At 69.5% G+C, this 16,651-nt stretch carries 14 protein-coding genes; 2 read left to right on the top strand and 12 right to left on the bottom strand.

Annotated features, from left to right (window positions below):
* Window positions 1-41 precede the first annotated feature (41 nt).
* Genes AC1RQF_RS25085 through AC1RQF_RS25060 form a run of 6 tightly spaced genes read right to left on the bottom strand, consistent with a single transcriptional unit; the run spans window position 42 to window position 7,723 of the window.
* A complete protein-coding gene (locus tag AC1RQF_RS25085; protein ID WP_273996668.1) occupies window positions 42-965 on the bottom strand; it encodes a glycosyltransferase family 2 protein in 924 nt (307 codons plus the stop codon).
* Window positions 966-1,000: 35 nt separating this feature from the next.
* On the bottom strand, window positions 1,001-3,226 hold the full coding sequence (locus AC1RQF_RS25080) for a polysaccharide biosynthesis tyrosine autokinase (RefSeq protein ID WP_492873195.1): 2,226 nt from the start codon (window positions 3,224-3,226) through the stop codon (window positions 1,001-1,003).
* 47 nt (window positions 3,227-3,273) lie between these two features.
* Complete coding sequence (locus tag AC1RQF_RS25075) at window positions 3,274-4,449, bottom strand: polysaccharide biosynthesis/export family protein (RefSeq protein ID WP_492873194.1); 1,176 nt, start codon at window positions 4,447-4,449, stop codon at window positions 3,274-3,276.
* Window positions 4,443-4,886, bottom strand: coding sequence for a low molecular weight protein-tyrosine-phosphatase (locus AC1RQF_RS25070; RefSeq protein ID WP_273998404.1), 444 nt, complete (start codon window positions 4,884-4,886; stop codon window positions 4,443-4,445). Before AC1RQF_RS25070 ends, AC1RQF_RS25075 begins: the two co-directional genes overlap by 7 nt.
* A 17-nt stretch (window positions 4,887-4,903) precedes the next feature.
* Complete coding sequence (locus tag AC1RQF_RS25065; RefSeq protein WP_492873193.1) at window positions 4,904-6,301, bottom strand: UDP-glucose dehydrogenase family protein; 1,398 nt, start codon at window positions 6,299-6,301, stop codon at window positions 4,904-4,906.
* Window positions 6,302-6,346: 45 nt separating this feature from the next.
* Entirely contained in the window at window positions 6,347-7,723 is a 1,377-nt protein-coding gene (locus AC1RQF_RS25060; RefSeq protein ID WP_492873192.1) for an undecaprenyl-phosphate glucose phosphotransferase, read from the bottom strand.
* Between the two features lie 157 nt (window positions 7,724-7,880).
* On the opposite strand from AC1RQF_RS25060, the gene AC1RQF_RS25055 reads away from it, so the two are divergent.
* Both AC1RQF_RS25055 and AC1RQF_RS25050 read left to right on the top strand, forming a co-directional pair.
* On the top strand, window positions 7,881-8,060 hold the full coding sequence (locus tag AC1RQF_RS25055; protein WP_273996673.1) for a hypothetical protein: 180 nt from the start codon (window positions 7,881-7,883) through the stop codon (window positions 8,058-8,060).
* Between the two features lie 73 nt (window positions 8,061-8,133).
* On the top strand, window positions 8,134-9,672 hold the full coding sequence (locus tag AC1RQF_RS25050; RefSeq protein WP_273996674.1) for a mannose-1-phosphate guanylyltransferase/mannose-6-phosphate isomerase: 1,539 nt from the start codon (window positions 8,134-8,136) through the stop codon (window positions 9,670-9,672).
* Window positions 9,673-9,696: 24 nt separating this feature from the next.
* Here the strand turns inward: AC1RQF_RS25050 and AC1RQF_RS25045 are convergent, their stop codons facing one another.
* The 6 genes from AC1RQF_RS25045 to AC1RQF_RS25020 form a co-directional block, all read right to left on the bottom strand.
* On the bottom strand, window positions 9,697-10,644 hold the full coding sequence (locus AC1RQF_RS25045) for a transposase (protein WP_273996675.1): 948 nt from the start codon (window positions 10,642-10,644) through the stop codon (window positions 9,697-9,699).
* A gap of 567 nt (window positions 10,645-11,211) precedes the next feature.
* Complete coding sequence (locus AC1RQF_RS25040; protein ID WP_273996676.1) at window positions 11,212-11,793, bottom strand: DUF3501 family protein; 582 nt, start codon at window positions 11,791-11,793, stop codon at window positions 11,212-11,214.
* A 33-nt stretch (window positions 11,794-11,826) separates the two neighbouring features.
* A complete protein-coding gene (locus AC1RQF_RS25035; RefSeq protein WP_273996677.1) occupies window positions 11,827-13,164 on the bottom strand; it encodes a heterodisulfide reductase-related iron-sulfur binding cluster in 1,338 nt (445 codons plus the stop codon).
* A gap of 107 nt (window positions 13,165-13,271) precedes the next feature.
* A complete protein-coding gene (locus tag AC1RQF_RS25030) occupies window positions 13,272-13,694 on the bottom strand; it encodes a rubrerythrin family protein (RefSeq protein ID WP_252986839.1) in 423 nt (140 codons plus the stop codon).
* 244 nt (window positions 13,695-13,938) lie between these two features.
* Window positions 13,939-14,964, bottom strand: a complete 1,026-nt coding sequence (locus AC1RQF_RS25025) for an N-acetylmuramoyl-L-alanine amidase (RefSeq protein ID WP_492873191.1) — start codon at window positions 14,962-14,964, stop codon at window positions 13,939-13,941.
* Window positions 14,965-15,249: 285 nt separating this feature from the next.
* Window positions 15,250-16,651: autotransporter outer membrane beta-barrel domain-containing protein (locus AC1RQF_RS25020; protein WP_492873190.1), on the bottom strand; the 1,402-nt coding region annotated here is incomplete at its 5' end.

Genomic DNA, 16,651 nt, shown 5'->3' with positions numbered 1-16,651 from the left:
GTTGCAACGCATTGCCGGCGCGCGCGCATCGCGCCGCCTCCTCAAGCCGCCGCCGCGCGCGCGGCCCGCGCCCCCGCGCGCACCGCGCGCCAGTGCGCATGCCGGCGCGCGCGCCGCGCCGACAGCGCGCCCAGCATCAGGTGGGCCACCCCCGGATAGACGCGCGTGCCGACGAGCGCGTACCACCACCACGCCGCCTCGCGCCGCAGCGGCGGCAGATGTTCGCGCAGGACCAGGTGCAGGTTGTATGCGGCGTTGCTGACGGCATCGAGCGAGGCCGCGTCGCGGCCGTCGTCGTCGAAGCGTTCGGCCGGATAGTGGTCGACCGCGACGGCCGGGTCGTAGACGAGCTTCCAGCCCGCGCGCTTCACGCCGAGGCTGAACGCGAGATCGTTGTGCGGCTGCGCGCCCGCGCCGCGCAGCCGCGTATCGAAGCGCAGGCCCGCGATCGCCGCGCGCCGGTAGCTCATGTTCGCGCCCTTGAGCAGGTCGACCTCGCGCGCGCCGCCCACGCCGAGGTGATGGTTGCCGACGATCCTGCCGCTCGCCCGCAGGCGGCCGACCAGCGGCCGCGCCGCATCCAGCAGGCGGCCCTTCTCGTGCACCCAGTCGCGCCCGCCGAGCGCGCCGAGCGCGGGGTCCGCGCCGAACGCCGCCGCGATGCGCGCGAGCCAGTCCGCGCGCGGCGCGGCGTCGTCGTCGGTGATCGCGATCACATCACCCCGCGCGGCCTCCAGCCCGCGATTGAGCGCCGCGACCTGCCCCGGCGCATCGACCGCGGCGACCCGCAGCGTCAACCCGCCGCGCACCGCCGGATCGGCGAGCCGCGCGTGGGTCGCCGCATCGTCGCGGCGCGCGACGACGATCACTTCGTCGGGCGCGCGCCGCTGCCGCGCAAGCGCGGCGAGGCAGCGCGCGAGGTCGTCGGGACGCCGGTAGGTCGGCACGAGCACGGAGATGTTCATCGCAGGGTCTCTCGTCGGTCGCGGACGCGCGCGCGTCACGCATTCAGGTATTCGTGGACGGATGCATAACCGCGCCCGTAGCCGCGCGCGCGCGGCGGCACGCCGTTGAAGATTCCGCCTTGCAGTTGCACGCCCGCCGTCCGCAGACGCTTGATCGCATCGCCGATCTCGCCCTCGGTGTGCATGCCCGAGCGCAACACCAGGAAGGTCGAGCCGGCCAGTTCGCCGAGCAGCGTCGCGTCGGTCACCGCGAGGATCGGCGGCGAATCGACGATCACCATGTCGTAGCGATTGCTGAGGCCGTCCAGGTATTGCACGACGCGCGGCGACATCAGCAGCTCCGACGGATTCGGCGGCCGGGCGCCCGCCGCGATGAAGGACAACCCCTGCACCGGCGTGTCGCGGATCGCGTCCTCGAGCGGCGCCTGGTCGCTCAGCAGTTCGGAGAGCCCCGCGCCGCCGCGCGTCTCGAAGTAGCATTCGAGCGAGCCGCGCCGCATGTCGGCATCGATCAGCAGCACCCGCTTGCCCGAGTGCGCGAGCAGCGCGGCGAGATTCACCGCGAGAAAGCTCTTGCCGATGCCCGGCGTCGGCCCGGTCAACACCATCACGCGATTCTTCGCGTCCATCAGCGCGAATTGCAGCGCGGTGCGCAAGCTGCGCAGGCTCTCGACGCTCAGGTCCTTCGGCCGCATGCACGCGAGGATCGGCCGGATGCGCGCGCCGCTCTTGTCCGCCCCCGCATCGAGCCGCGCCTGCTCGGCGCTGAGCGGCACGAGCCCGTACAAGGGCAGATTGAACGCGCGCTCGACGCGCTCCGGATCCTCGATGCCATGAAACAGGTTGCGGCGCAGGAACACCACGCCGGTGCCGAGAATCAACCCGAGCAGCACCGCCGCCGACAGGATCAGCACCTTCTTCGGCTTCACCGGCGCGCCGGGCCGCAGCGCCGCATCGACCAGCCGGATGTTGCCGCCCGTGCCCGCCTTCTGCACCGACAATTCCTGCACGCGGTTCAGCAGCAGTACGTAAATGTCTTCCGCGACCTTCGCGTTGCGCTGCAGCGCCACCGCCTTCACCTCGGTCGCCGGCAGCCCGCGAAAGCGATCGCTGAACTTGCGCTGCTCCGCCTCGAGCTGCGCGAGCTGCTCGCGCGCGGCCAGCACGAGCGGATGCGCCTCGGTGAAGCGCTGCGCGAGCGAGGCGAGCTGCAGGCGCTGCGCGGCGATCTGCTGCTCGTACTGCACGCTGCCTTCCAGGTACACCTTCGCTTCGTCGCTCGCATTGATCGAGCCCGAGGTGCGCTGGTACTCGGTCAGCGCCGCCTCCGCGCGCTCCAGGTCCGACTTCAGGCGCGGCTCCTCGCTCCTGAGGAAGTCGAGCATCTTGGTCGCCTCGGCCTGCTTGCTCGTCACGTGCTGGTGCAGGTAGGACTGCGCGAGCGCGTTGGCGATCTGCGCGGTCTGGTCCGGATCGCGCCCTTCGAGCGAGATCTGGATCACGCCGGTCTGCTTGCCCTGCTCGGTCACCTGGATCGCCGACTGGAACGCGGTGATCGCATCGAGATCGTTCTGCCGCACCACGATGAATTGCGTGCCGGGCCGCGCGACCAGCTGGCCGACCGTCAGCGCCACGCCGCCACCTTCCGCGCGCTCGCCGACCCGCCCGCGCAGCAGCGGCGCGCCGTCGGCCGTGGCGAGCGCGTAGTCGCCCCCGGCGCCCGCCGTCAGGGTCAGCGGCTGGCCTTCGAGCGCCTGCGTCACCTCGATCGCGTCGATGCTGGCCAGCTCGCCGCCCCAGGCGTACGCGCCGAGCCCGAGCCAGGGCCGCGCGGGACGGCCCGGCGTCGCGAGCCGCGCGGCGATGCCGCCGAGCAGCGGCATGCTTCTCGGCGTCACCGAGAAGTTGAGCTTGCACTGCTCGACAACCGGCCCCACCACGCCGCGGCTCTTGATGATCTCGATCTCCGCGTCGGTCGCGGGCGTCGGCGGGCCGCTGTTGATCACCGCGCCGGTCTGGGTCTGCGTGAGCGCCTGCGAGGTGTTGTCGCCCGCCTCGACCCGCACGTGCGCGTCCGCCGAGTAGACCGGCTTCGCGATATAACAGTACAGCGCCGCGAGCGCGATCACGGTCGCCGCGATCGCGAGCAGCAGCCAGATGTCGTCGAGGATCACCTGGATCAGCCGGCCGAGCACGACGTCCTCTTCCTCCGTCGTCGTCGCGAGGTCCGCGTACGGATGTTTCGCCTGCGTATTCACCATGCATTCCGCCTCGGTTGGGGCGGGTCGGGCCGGCCGGCCCGACCCGCTCAGCGCGTGATCTGCTTCATGTAGTAGATCGACTGGATCGTCGGGAACACCTGCTGCAGGATCCGGTTGAACTGCACCGATGCGGCGGTGCCGACATACACCACGTCGAGCGGCTGCAGCTGGAAGCGGCTCGACAACATCAGCGCGTCGGGCTGCGTCATGTCGAGCCGGAAGATGTCGGGCGTGCCGCCCTGCGCCGGCAGGTCGCGCAGCACGTAGATCTGGCGCGGATTCGCATCGGTATCGAGCAGGCCGCCGCCGGCCGTCAGGGCATCCGCGATCGTCAGCCGCCCCCTGAGCATCGGCACGGTCGCCGGCGTCTTCACCTCGCCCATCACGAATACGCGGCTGTCGCTGCGATCCGGCACGTTGACGATGTCGCCCGCCTGCAGCATCACGTTCTGGTCGATCTCGCCGCGATCGAGCACGCCGTTCGCGTCGAGCTGGTAGAAGCGGCCCTCGCGCGTGAGCCGCACGCGCTGCAAGTCGGCCTCGGTGGTCGAGCCGCCCGAGCGCGTGATCGCATCGACGAGCCGCAGCGGCACATCCGTGATCGCGAGCGGCCCCGGCGTGCGCACCTCGCCCGTCACCTGCACCTTCTGGCTGCGGTAGGACAGCACCCGCACGTCGATCTGCGGCTGCTTCACATAGTGCGCGAGCTTCGCCGCCAGTTCGTCGCGCAGTTCCTCGACCGTCCGGCCCACCGCGCGCAACCGGCCGACGAACGGGAAGAAGATCGTGCCGTCCGCGTTCACGGTCTGGCCGTAGGGGTCGGCCTGCCCCGGCAGCGCGTTCGTGTAGGGCTGCTGCAGCGCGCCCGCGACCGTCTGCGTGGTGTTGCCGCCGCTCGAGAACGACTGGCCCTGCGGCGTGGTCAGCTCCGGGTGGTCCCACACCGTGACGCCGAGGATGTCCTGCGGCGCGATCCGGTACACGTACTGCGAGGGGTCCGCGAAACGGTCGGCGGGCACGGGCCGCGCGGTGCGCTGCGCATCCGCCTGCGCGACGATCAGCCGGGCGTCGATCAGATGCACCGGATACTGCGCGGTCGGCGCCGCGTCGTCGTCGCGCAAGCGCGAGGTGTCGAGATGGTTGCCGGGCGCGGTCGCGCACGCGGACAGCAGCGCCGCGGCCGCGAGCGCCGCGAGACGGGAAACGGACGAACGAATCAGCATATCCTGGGCAACCATCCTTGAACCAGTCGTTCGATCTGCAGGTAGCGCGCGCGGTAGTCGGCCTCGGGGCCGCCGTACGGATCGGCGATCTCGGCGCGCTCCCACTTGCCGAGCAGGTGCACCTTGCCGCGCGCGCACGGGTCGAGCGCCTCGAGCGCCGCGCACTGCGCACGCTCGTTCGCGAGCACCAGGTCGGCGTCGCGCACGAGCGCGCGGCTCACGCGCCGCGAGCGATGCGTGGAGCCGTCGACACCGCGCTCGGCAAGCAGGCGCGCCATCATGGGGTCGAGCGCATCACCGTCGTTCGCGCCGATCCCGGCGGAATGAAACAGCCGCGCGCGCTCGCCGGCGCGCGCGGCGAACGTGCGGAACAGCAGCTCCGCGACCGGGCTGCGGCATACGTTCGCGTGGCAGACGATCAGCACGTTGCGGAACATCGGCACGGGCGCGGCCGTCATGCGACCGCCGGCGCGACGGGCGGCGCGACGCGCGCACCCGGCCGGCCGATCGGGTGATACTCGATGCCCAGCTCGCGCATCGCGAGCGGCTCGTATAGGTTGCGGCCGTCGAAGATCACCGGCTGCCGCCAGCGCGCGTCGAGCGCGGCGAAATCCGGGCTCTTGAACGCCGCCCACTCGGTGACGATCACGAGCGCATCCGCGTCGCGCACGGCGCTCAGCGCATCGTCGGCGAACGCGAGGCGCGCGAGCCGCTCCGGATGGTCGCGCAGATCGCGCGCGAACACGCGCGCCGCCTCGGCGCGCGCGACCGGATCGTAGGCGACGATGCGCGCCCCGCGCGCGAGCAGCGCCGCGATCAGCGCACGGCTCGGCGCCTCGCGCATGTCGTCGGTCTCCGGCTTGAACGCGAGCCCCCATACGCCGAAGCGACGGCCGCTCAGGTCCGCGCCGAAGCGCGCGACGATCTTGCGCGCGAGCACCTGCTTCTGCGCGACATTGACCCCGGCCACCGCTTCGAGAATCCGCAGCGGTTCGCCCGCCTCGGCGGCCGCGCGCGCGAGCGCGTCGACGTCCTTCGGAAAGCACGAGCCGCCGTAGCCGCAGCCCGCGTACAGGAAGTGGTAGCCGATGCGCGGATCCGCGCCGATGCCGCGCCGCACCGCCTCGATGTCCGCGCCGCAGCGGTCCGCGAAGTTCGCGAGTTCGTTCATGAAGGAGATCCGCGTCGCCAGCATCGCGTTCGCCGCGTACTTGGTGAACTCGGCGGAGCGCACGTCCATGTACAGCGTGCGTTCGTGATTGCGATTGAACGGCGCGTACAGCGTCTTCATCAGCGCGCGCGCGCGTTCGCCGGGCACGTCGTCGTCACAGCCGATCACGATCCGGTCGGGCCGCGTGAAATCGTCGATCGCCGCGCCCTCCTTCAGGAACTCGGGATTCGAGACGACCGAGAACATCGTCTCGACGCCGCGCGCGCGCAGCTCGTCCGCGATCGCCTCGCGCACGCGCAGCGCGGTGCCGACCGGCACCGTCGACTTGTCGACGATCACCTTGAAGCCGCGCATGTGCCGGCCGATCGCGCGCGCCGCCGCGAGCACGTGGCGCAGGTCGGCGGAGCCGTCCTCGTCGGGCGGCGTGCCGACCGCGATGAACTGCACTTCGCCGTGCGCGACCGCCGCCTTGGCGTCGGTCGAGAAACGCAGCCGCCCGGCCGCGCGATTGCGGGCGATCACCTCGCGCAGGCCCGGCTCGTGGATCGGCACGCCGCCGTCGTTCAGCACGCGGATCTTCGCGTCGTCGACGTCGAGGCACAGCACGTCGTGCCCGATGTCCGCGAGGCATGCGCCCGTGACGAGCCCCACGTAGCCGCTGCCGATGATAGTCAGGTTCATGTGTCGGACCTCCTGCCCGGTGATACGGATGCCGCGCCGCGGCGCTCAATACGCGTTGCTGCCGGTGAAGCCTTTCCACAGCGTCAGCGCGACGATCTTGATGTCGAGCCAGAACGACCAGTGCTGCATGTAGTACAGGTCGAGCTTCACGCGCCCCATCATCTTCTCGATGCGGTCGGTCTCGCCGCGAAAGCCGTTGATCTGCGCCCAGCCGGTGATGCCGGGCTTGATCCGGTAGCGGAACATGTAGCCCTTTACGAGATCCTTGTAGATGTCGTCGTGCTCCAGCGCGTGCGGACGCGGGCCGACCACCGACATCTCGCCTTTCAGCACGTTGATGAACTGCGGCAGCTCGTCGAGGCTCGTGCGGCGCAGGAAGCGCCCGAAGGTCGTGATGCGCGCGTCGTGGCGCGTGGCCTGGGTCACGCGCCCGGGCGTCTCGCGATGCACGCGCATCGAGCGGAACTTGTAGATCTCGAACTCGTTGCCGTCGATGCCCTTGCGCCGCTGGCGGAACAACACCGGGCCGGGCGAGGTCAGCTTGACGAGCAGCGCGATCAGCAGCATCGCGGGCGCGAGCGCCGCGAGCGCCGCGAGCGCGAACAGGCGGTCGAACACGAACTTCGGCAGGATCCGCACGTCGGTGATCGGCGAGGCGGCGAGATTGATGGCCGGCACGCCGAGCAGCTCGACGACCTCCTGGTTGAAGAACGACAGGCTGCGCACGTCCGGAATGAAGCGGATGTTGACGAAGTCGTGCCGGAACTCAGTGACGATCCGGTGGATCTGCGGCTCCTCGGACATCGGCAGCGCGAGCCACAGCTCGCGGATCTCGCGGCCGCGCACGAGCCGCACGAGTTCCGCGAAGCGCCGTTCCACCGGCACGCCGTCGAGCCGCGCGTGCGGGGCGTCGCCGCGCTCGTCGTACACGCAGGCCGGGCTGAAGCCCGCTTCGGGCCGCGCGCGCATCTGGCCGATCAGGCGCTTCGTCGCGGGCGTGCCGCCCGCGATCGCCACCCGCTTGTGGTTGAAGCCTTCACGGCGCAGGCGGCGCAGCACCGCGTGCACCACGCTCTTCGACGCGACCAGCAGGACGATCGTCACGATCGCCCAGCAGCCGAGCCAGAGCCGCGAGAGGTCGCCCGCGTGATGGAAGCCGAAGCTCATCAGGATGCCGGCGCCCTCGACGCACAGCCAGGCCAGCGCGACGCGCCACAACAGCCCCGACACCGGCTTGCCGCGCCATGACTGATAAATGCCGAAGGCGGGGAACAGCACCACGATCAGCACACAGTTGAACAGCACCAGGGTGCGCTGCAATTCGTCGAGCCACGCCAGGCGACCGTCGCGCAGCATGACGGCCAGCCAGGCGCCGGCCACAGCCATCGCGATATCGATCAACCTGGCCAGCACGCTCAACATGATCGTTTCCTCGTCGAATCGTGAACGAGACGCACCGGCGCCGCGCTCGTTCCTGAATGACGTTATTGAACCGGCAATAAAATTCCTGCTGCAAGCGCACAAGTATTTCTAAAATTAATCGGCAAATTTTCCCATTCCGGCGTCGGCGAAGCCCGGCATGATTTTCCTCATCGGCCCATCCCATAGGATTTCGAAACAATCATTCCGTGCGCTCGGCCGCTTGCCAGTCAAGGCGAACGAGACTTCCGGCACGAATAATTTTTCATTTATTTATTCAGACGCCGATGCGCCGGGCGTCAACCATGGCCTGCATTGTTTCGAATGCGAAACGGCATGAGCCGCGCGCATTAATTGTCGAATAACGTCGTGCTACAACGATGCGCACCGCCCTGTCATCGAGGAGTGCGATCATGAATGCCACGACCATCGCCGCAAGCGCCGCACCCGACGCCCACGCCGCGCAACAGCCGACGCTCCAGCTCGTCGTGCTCGCGGGGGGCGCGGGCACGCGGCTCTGGCCGATGTCGCGCGAGCATCATCCGAAGCAGCTGATCGGACTGCTCGGCGACGATTCGCTGCTGCAGGCGACCACCCGCCGCCTCGACGGCTTCGCGTCCGCGTGCCCGATCGCCGACGAACTGCTCATCGTCTGCGGCGAGGCGCATCGCTTCACCACCGCCGAGCAGCTGCGCGTCGCCGGCGCGCGCGCGACGATCCTGCTCGAACCCGTCGGGCGCGACACCGCGCCCGCGCTGACGCTCGCTGCGCTGCGCGCGACCGCCGCGGGCGAGGACCCCGTGCTCGCCGTGATGCCCGCCGATCATGCGATCGCGGATCCGGCGCGTTTCCAGGCCGCGCTCGCGGCCGGCGTCGAACACGCGGCGCGCGGCCGCATCGCGACGTTGGGCATCGTGCCGACCCGCGCGGAAACCGGCTACGGCTACCTGCGCATCGGCGAGGCGGTCGATACCGCGGCGGTCGATACCGCCGCGGCCACCGCCGCGCCCGACCTCGAGGTGCGGCGTCTCGAACGCTTCGTCGAGAAACCGCACATCGAGCTGGCGCGCCAGTACATCGCGTCGGGCGAATACTGGTGGAACAGCGGTATTTTCATCATGCGCGCGTCGGTGTGGCTGAAGACTCTGCGGCATTACCAGCCGGCGATCCACGATGCCTGCGCCCGCGCGCTCGCGCTCGGGCGCGACGACGGCCCGTTTTTCCGGGTCGATCCCGACAGCTTCGCGGCCACACCGGCCAACTCGATCGACTACGCGGTGATGGAACCGCTGTCGACGCCGCCCGCGCCGTGCGAGGCGGTCGCGGTGCCGCTCGACGCGGGCTGGTCCGACGTCGGCTCGTGGGATGCGCTGTGGCAGATCTCGCTCAAGGACGAGGCGGGCAACGTCGCGCGCGGGCGCGTCCTGTTCGAAGGCGCGAGCGACACCTATGCGCATTCGGACGGCCGACTGATCGCCTGCGTGGGCACGCGCGACCTCGTGATCGTCGAGACACCGGATGCGCTCCTGGTCGCGGACCGCGCGCGCGTGCAGGACGTCAGACAGATCGTCGGCCGCCTCAAGGCGACGCGCGACCCGGCGGCGGCCGAGCATCGCAAGGTGCATCGGCCGTGGGGGCACTACGATTCGATCGACTCGGGGGAGCGCTTCCAGGTCAAGCGCATCGTCGTGCAGCCGGGCGCGCGGCTGTCGTTGCAGATGCACCATCACCGCGCGGAGCACTGGATCGTCGTGCGCGGCACGGCCCGCATCACGCGCGGCGACGATACCTTCCTGCTGTCGGAAAACGAGTCGACCTATATTCCGCTCGGCGTCACGCACCGGCTGGAGAATCCCGGCAAGCTGCCATTGGAACTGATCGAGGTGCAGTCGGGCGCGTATCTCGGCGAGGACGACATCGTGCGCTTCGAGGATCACTACGGGCGACCCTGACGCCGCCCCGTCCTTCCGCGCGACTCAGCCGACGCGGTATGCGTAGTGCTCGGCGGCCGGCGTCGCGCCGTCGCCGCTGTCCGCGCGCGCGGAGCGGTGTTCGGCCGCGAAGCGCGGCACGTCCGCGTCCGCGCCCTCCGACGCGTCCGCCGCCAGCACGGCGAGCGTCGGCACGCCGCCCGTTGCGCCGGATGCCGGACGCCGCACGGCGGGCGCGTCGGCCGCGCCGTGCTGCTCGATCCATTGCCGCGCCCAATCGAGCGCGTATTGCTCGGCCGACTCCGCATCGGTGAAACGCGGGCCGATCAGGCCCGAGCGCTCGACGCGCCGCTCGTCCTGCATGATCTCGGCCCACGCGCGAAACATGAGGTTCTGCACCGGCTGCGCGATGCCGTGGATCGTGTAGCCGCGATAGGCTTCGGTCTGCGGCGCGATGGTCGCGAAACTGACCGAGCCGGCATGCACGCGCGCACGCTCGTCGTGCACAGGCGCGCCCGGCACCTCGAACACGCGCGCCTCGCGCGACGCCAGCGCGCCGAAACCGCCGTCATACCAGCCCTCGTCACGCCCGGCCGGCAACCGCCACGACTCGGGGTTCTGCCAGAACACGCCGCGCAAGCGGTCGCATTCGGGCGCGGGTTCGATCGGGTGCGCGACGGCGGCGACGGGCTCGGGCGGGGGCGGTACATAGGCGAACGCGCGGCCGCTCTGTTCGGATAGCCAATGAATCATCTCGCCGAGCGTGCCGCTCGCAAGCCACTCCTCGAAGCGCCTTCGGCACGTCGGTCCAGACGGATAGCGCCCCGGCAGCTTCGACCACGGCTCGCCCGTGGTCAGGATCCACAGCACCGCGTTCGCGACCACCCGGCATTCGGCGCGAGGTCGGCCGCGCCGGTTCAGCCGGATCGGCTCCTCGGGGATCAACGCCGACAAGCGATCCCATTCCTCATCGCTTAGCTCATCGAAGGACATAGCATTCTCCACGCAGCCAGGCCGGGCTGCGATTGGCGGCGCGGCAGCGGTGGCGAACCGCCCCTGCACGCGGCCAGGTTGCACATTGTCGATGTTCGTCCGTGCATGCCGGCGCGCGCACCTCCGTGCCGCCGTTCCCGGCCATCACGCAGCCCACCCTGTCTCCCGGGTAACTGGCATTTTCCGTGCATGAAGCATACCACCGTCAGGGTTTATCTCAATATGACAATCCCTTTATGTTACGGACTGAAACAAGATAGTTTTCCGCTGTAATCAACAGATAAGTAAATGACGTTCGGTTGGCGTGGCAGCACGGCCCGAGAGGCCCTATTCACGGGCATGACGAGCACATGAAATGGGAATGGCGCACCGGTTCCGGTGCGCATTTCCGGTACGGCGGAAGCATTTTCCGATTACGACAATGAATCGGTAAATTCAGGGAAAATTCGTTTCGTTTTATTTTAAGAATAACGAATCCGGCGCATCGGCGTCATTCATCCCATCATTGCGCATACGTGCATAAAAGCGGGCGCGCCGCGCCGCGCAATCCCACACTTTGACGGATTCCTAATGAAGATCGGCGGCGAGCGCGGCCGCGACGGCGACGGGCACTGGCGCCGCCGGCACCGGGTAGTGCGGATGGTCGCAGCCGAAGGCCAGCGTCGCGCCGGCCTTGGCGCGAGCGCGCATCGCGCCGTCGAGTTCGAAGCGCAGGAAGTGCACGGCCGAGGTCTTCTCGCCGTCCTCGCGCGGCAGATCCTCGTCGGCGAGCGCGTAGACGGGCGGCCCCCGATCCACGGTCAGAAACACCCGATCCTCGACGCCGATCAGGCGCGCGAGCGCGGCGCGCCGCTCCTCCGCCTGCTCGTATTCGATCTGCAGGGTCGCCTTCAGGTTGGCGCCGTCCGGCACGAGCGGCAGGTACGCCTCGAGTTCGCCCGCGATGCCGGCCTCGTCGAAAATCTTCTCGATGTGCAGCATCTCCTGGATCTGGTAGCGGATCGTGGTCTCGTCCTCGAACAACAGGCGCAGATGCGCGCCCAGCGTCACCGCGCGGCGCTTCTTGTATTCGACGAGGCGCGCATGCTCGGCCTTGCGCACCTTGGCATAGGCTTCGAGCGTCAGCAGCGAGTCGCGGGTCAAGGTCATGGGCAGATTTCCTGGAAATGGGCTGCGCCGGCCTCAGATGCCGTAGGCCTTGCGCAGCAGGGTGAGCGGATGGGCCAGCGGCGCGTCGCGCAGGTCGGCCGCCTCGATGCCCTGCGCGATATGGTGGCCGGCGAGCGCGCAGTCGGACGACAGGTAATCGGGCCCGTCGGACGCCATCGCCTTGAACACCGGCGCGCCGATCCGCATCGCGTCCGCGTGGAATTCGCGCTTCACGCCGAATGTGCCCGCGTGCCCGGAGCAGCGCTCGACCACGTTCACGCGCGTGCCGGGCACGAGCGACAGCGTGTCGGCCGTCTTGCGGCCGATGTTCTGCACGCGCGCATGGCAGGGCACGTGGTACGACACCGTGCCGAGCCGCGTCTGGAAGTCGGTCTTGAGCAGGCCGTCGCGATGGCGCGCGATCAGGTACTCGAACGGATCCCAAAACGCCTCCGCGACCGCGCGCACGTCCGGGTCGTCGGGAAACAGCAGCGGCAGCTCGCTCTTGTACATGAGCACGCAGCTCGGGATCGCGCCGAGCAGCGCATAGCCTTCGCGCGCATAGCGCGCGAGCACCGGCACGTTGCGCGCCCGCTTGCGCGCGACGCCCTCCAGGTTGCCCTGTTCGAGCTGCGGCATCCCGCAGCACGCTTCGCTGTGCACCAGTTCATACGGAATGTCGTTGTGCGCGAGGATCGCGAGCAGGTCATGGCCGATGCCCGGTTCGTTGTAGTTCACGTAGCAGGTTGCGTAGATCGCCACGCGCCCCGGGGTGCGCTCGCCGTCGCGCAGCGGCGCGACCGGCGACGGCCGCGCCGCGCCGCGGAACGGATGGCGGGCGAACGACGGCAGCCAGGCCTCGCGGTCCACGCCGAGCGTCGCCTCCAGCGCGCCGCGCGCGGGCGCGCTGCGGTTGACCGCATTGACCGTCTCCGTCACGACCGGGATGCCGGCGAGGCGCCCGAGCGCGTCGGTGTTCGACAACAGGCGATCGCGCAGCCGCACCTCGCCGCGCCGGTAGCGGGCCGCCTTCGCGCGCAGCATCAGATGCGGCACGTCGACGTTCCACGGATGCGGCGGCACGTACGGGCACTTCGTCATGTAGCAGAGATCGCACAGATAGCACTGGTCGACGACCTTGCCGAACGCCTGCGGCGCGACCTCGTGCGCTTCCCCGCCGTCGGTCTCGTCGACCAGGTCGAACAGGGTGGGAAACGCGCCGCACAGCGACACACAGCGTCGACACCCCGCGCAGATATCGAATACGCGCGTCAGTTCCGCATCGATCGCGTCCTGGTCGTAAAACGTCTCCGAGCGCCAATCGAGCGGATGCCGGATCGGGGCCTCCAGACTGCCTTCCTTGTGGGGCATGGGGCAGCTCCTTCAGGTAACGCGCGCGGCCTCGCCGCGGCGCACGCGCGAGAACGGGCCCCGACACGTCGGGGCCCGTTCCGCGGATCGGAAGGACGGGGCGCGCGTCAGTCGACGAGCGCGTCGAGCGCCTTCGTATAGCGGTTCGCGTGGCTGCGTTCAGCCTTCGCGAGCGTCTCGAACCAGTTCGCGATCTCGTCGAAGCCTTCCTCGCGCGCAGCCTTCGCCATGCCCGGATACATGTCGGTGTACTCGTGGGTCTCGCCCGCGACCGCCGCCTGCAGATTGAGCCGCGAAGTGCCGAACGGCAGGCCGGTCGCCGGATCGCCGACGGCCTCCAGGTACTCGAGGTGGCCGTGCGCGTGACCGGTTTCGCCTTCGGCCGTGGAGCGGAACAGCGCGGCGACGTCGTTCTGCCCTTCGACATCCGCCTTCGCCGCGAAATACAGATACCGCCGGTTGGCCTGCGATTCACCGGCGAATGCGTCCTTCAGGTTCTGTTCGGTTTTGCTGCCCTTGAGCTGTGCCATCTACGCCTCCGTCTGATACCGGCGCGGGTCGCGCCGGGCTGGACGACCGTTTGTGGGGAACGATGCGCGCGGCGCGGCGCGCGCCGCCCGGCATCGTGCCTTTAAATCTAGGCGGTGCCATGCGCGCCCCCCAATTGGCTTTTTCAATGCCGCCGATAGTCTCGCGACGCCGCGATACGGCCCCGGAACCCTCCGCCCGCGCGGGCGACAGCGGCGCGCGCGGGCGGGCGGACAGCCGGCCGCGTCAGCGCGCGGACGGCAACGGCCAGACGTCGCCGCCCTTCTCGCCTTCGTCGCGCATGCCCGCGCCGGGCAGCACCTGACGCTGCATCGACGCGCGACCGCGATTGAAGTATTTTTCGAGCAGCGCATCGAGGATCGCGACTGTTTCGACATCGGGTGCGCCGTCATAGCGCGTCGCGCGGAAGTGCATCTGGAACGCGGAGATCACCGCGATGGTCTGGGTGTCGAGCACACCGGTCTGCGGCGCATCGTAGCCATACGCGAGCAGCTTCGACTGCAGGTCCGCCACGTCGCCGCGATACGGCCGGTTGGCCTGGTAGTAGGCGATGGCGTCCGCCTCGGGCCATGCGCCCACCTGGTAGCGCTCGTACAGCTTGCGCCACGGAAACAGCGGCCCCGGGTCGGACTTGCGGCCGGGCGCGACGTCCGAATGCCCCACCACCTTCTGCGGCGGGATCTGGTGCCGGCGGACGACGTCGGCGACCAGCGCGCCGATCACCGCCACCTGGGCGTCGGGATAGGGATACCAGCGCCGGTTCATCGGCGGCACGTTCTCGTCCTCGGGCGGGAAGCCCAGGTTCACGGTCTCGATGCCGACGGTGCTCGCGTTCAGCATCCGTTCGCCCTGCCAATAGCTGACGCCCGCATGCCACGCGCGCCGCGCTTCGTCGACCAGCTGATACACCTTGAAGCGGCCGCCGCCGCCGCCGTCGGCCGTGTCCGGCACGAGGTAGTGCGCGCTGACCTGCTTCTGCGGATTGGTCAGCGTCGCGAGCGAATCCGCGAGCGTCTGCGCGGTGTAGTGCAGCACCAGCGTGCGCACCCGCGAATCCTGATTCGGCGACTGGACCGACGTGTCGATCGCATAACCCGCGCCGCCGCTCGCGTCCTGCCCCGCCTTCACGCCGTCGCTGCCGCAGGCCGCGACGAGCGGCAGCGCCAGCATCCCTACCGGGACGAGCGACGACTGCGCGAGAAACGCGCGCCGCCCGTCGTTGACCCTGTGCATCTGTTGTTCTTCGTTCATGTGTGTGTGTCTTCCGACTCTGTACCGCTGATTGAGCATCAGCGCCGCGCGACCCCTCGATCGCGCGGGCGCCGTCCCGGTCCATCGTGCGCAACGAAGCGCCAGGATGTGAGTCGTCCGAATCAATTCGGTTCCTTTCGTTTCGCCAGCATCGCGATCGGGCGAAAAAAAGCCGGCTCGGGACAACGGCCATGACTCCGTCGTCGCGAACCGGCGGGCACGAAGGCACGAGGAGAATGTGCCGTGGATCGCGCCGTCAGAAAACCCCATCCGGGCGCCCCCGGATCAGAACTTCCACAACACGTTGCCGAGCACCGCGTTGTCGCGCCCGCCGCCGCCGTACTGGCCGCTGTACGTGAGGCCGAGCGTCAGGCGCTTGGTGAGGTTGGCGTCGACGCCGACCTCGAGCACCGCGCTCTCGCGTGCGATCGGCACGCCCGACACCTGGAAGGACGTTCCGCCGTTCGCGAACGTGAAGGTCGACGACGGCCGGATGTTGCCGAACGCATGCCGCCAGCCGACCATCGCGCGCGCGGTGACCGTCCTGCTCGCCACCACGCCGAGCTGCGTGGCCGCGCGCAGGCCGAGGGTCGAGAAGCCGATGTGGCTGGTCTCGCCGCCCGTCTGCAGCGCCGCCGCGCCGCCGGTTTCGGTATAGCCGTCGGTATGCACGCTCACGTACGCGAGGCCCGCGAACGGTTCGAGCGCGACCGGGCCGAGCGGCAGCGCGTAGCCGACCTCGCCGAACACCTGCGCGGCATTCGCGTCGTAGCCCGCCGAGTCGTGATCGGAGAAGCCCGCGAAGCCCGGGTAGCGGTCGCTGTTGATCCGGGACCAGGTATACGATGCGCCGCCCCGCACGCCGATCGGCCCGAACTGCGCACCGCCGTACAGCGACAGGTAGTAGCTGTTGACCGACGCCGACGAGCTTTCGCCGTTGTCGAGCGAGCTGTGCGTGACGCCCGCCGCGAGACCCGCGCGCACCTTTTCGTTGAGCGCCATGTCCGCGCCGGCAATGAAGCCCGTCATGCTGCGGTTGACGGTCGACGCATTGCCGTCGCCGTCGAGCCGGCTGCGGCCGCCGAACGCCTGCCCCCACACGACCGGCTGATACGGCGCGCCGCCGTAGCAGCCGTTGCGCGAACCGAGATGCGGCGGCTGCATCGCCCCGGCCGCGCCGGCGCCGTCGTCGCACAGCGCATCGCTCCCCGACGACAGCGCCGCGAGCGTCCCCGAGTCGGGCGCGAGACCCTGGCGGACCCGGTTGGTGACGGCGTCGCGCACATAGCCGCTGTCGACCAGCAGCATGCTCTTCAGGCTCGCCTGCAGTTCGCCGTCGAGCAGGCCGTACGCGCTGCGCGCGGTGGCCACGTCGGCGGTCAGCACCGCGTTGTACAGCGGATTGCCCGCGCCCAGCCCGCTGATCGCCGTCGCGACCGCACGCTGGTTCGGCGTCACCCCGACATCCTGGAACGTGGTGCCGTTCGACTCCAGTTGCAGGTACACGTGGGTCGGATCGTAGGTCAGCGTCGGCGACAGGAACGCATAGTTCGCGAGCACCTGGCTGAACGTCCCTTGCACCGACGCCGCATGCAGGATCGCGTAGGTCGTGTTCGGCTGGTAGGCGGCCTGGCTCGCGATCACCTGCACGGTGCCGCCGTTCAGCGTCGCCGCGCCGGTCGCCGCG

This window comes from Burkholderia sp. GW821-FHT14F03 (assembly GCF_058803765.1).
Note: the sequence above shows the minus strand (reverse complement) of the source record. Positions and strands in the feature narration are given on the sequence as shown.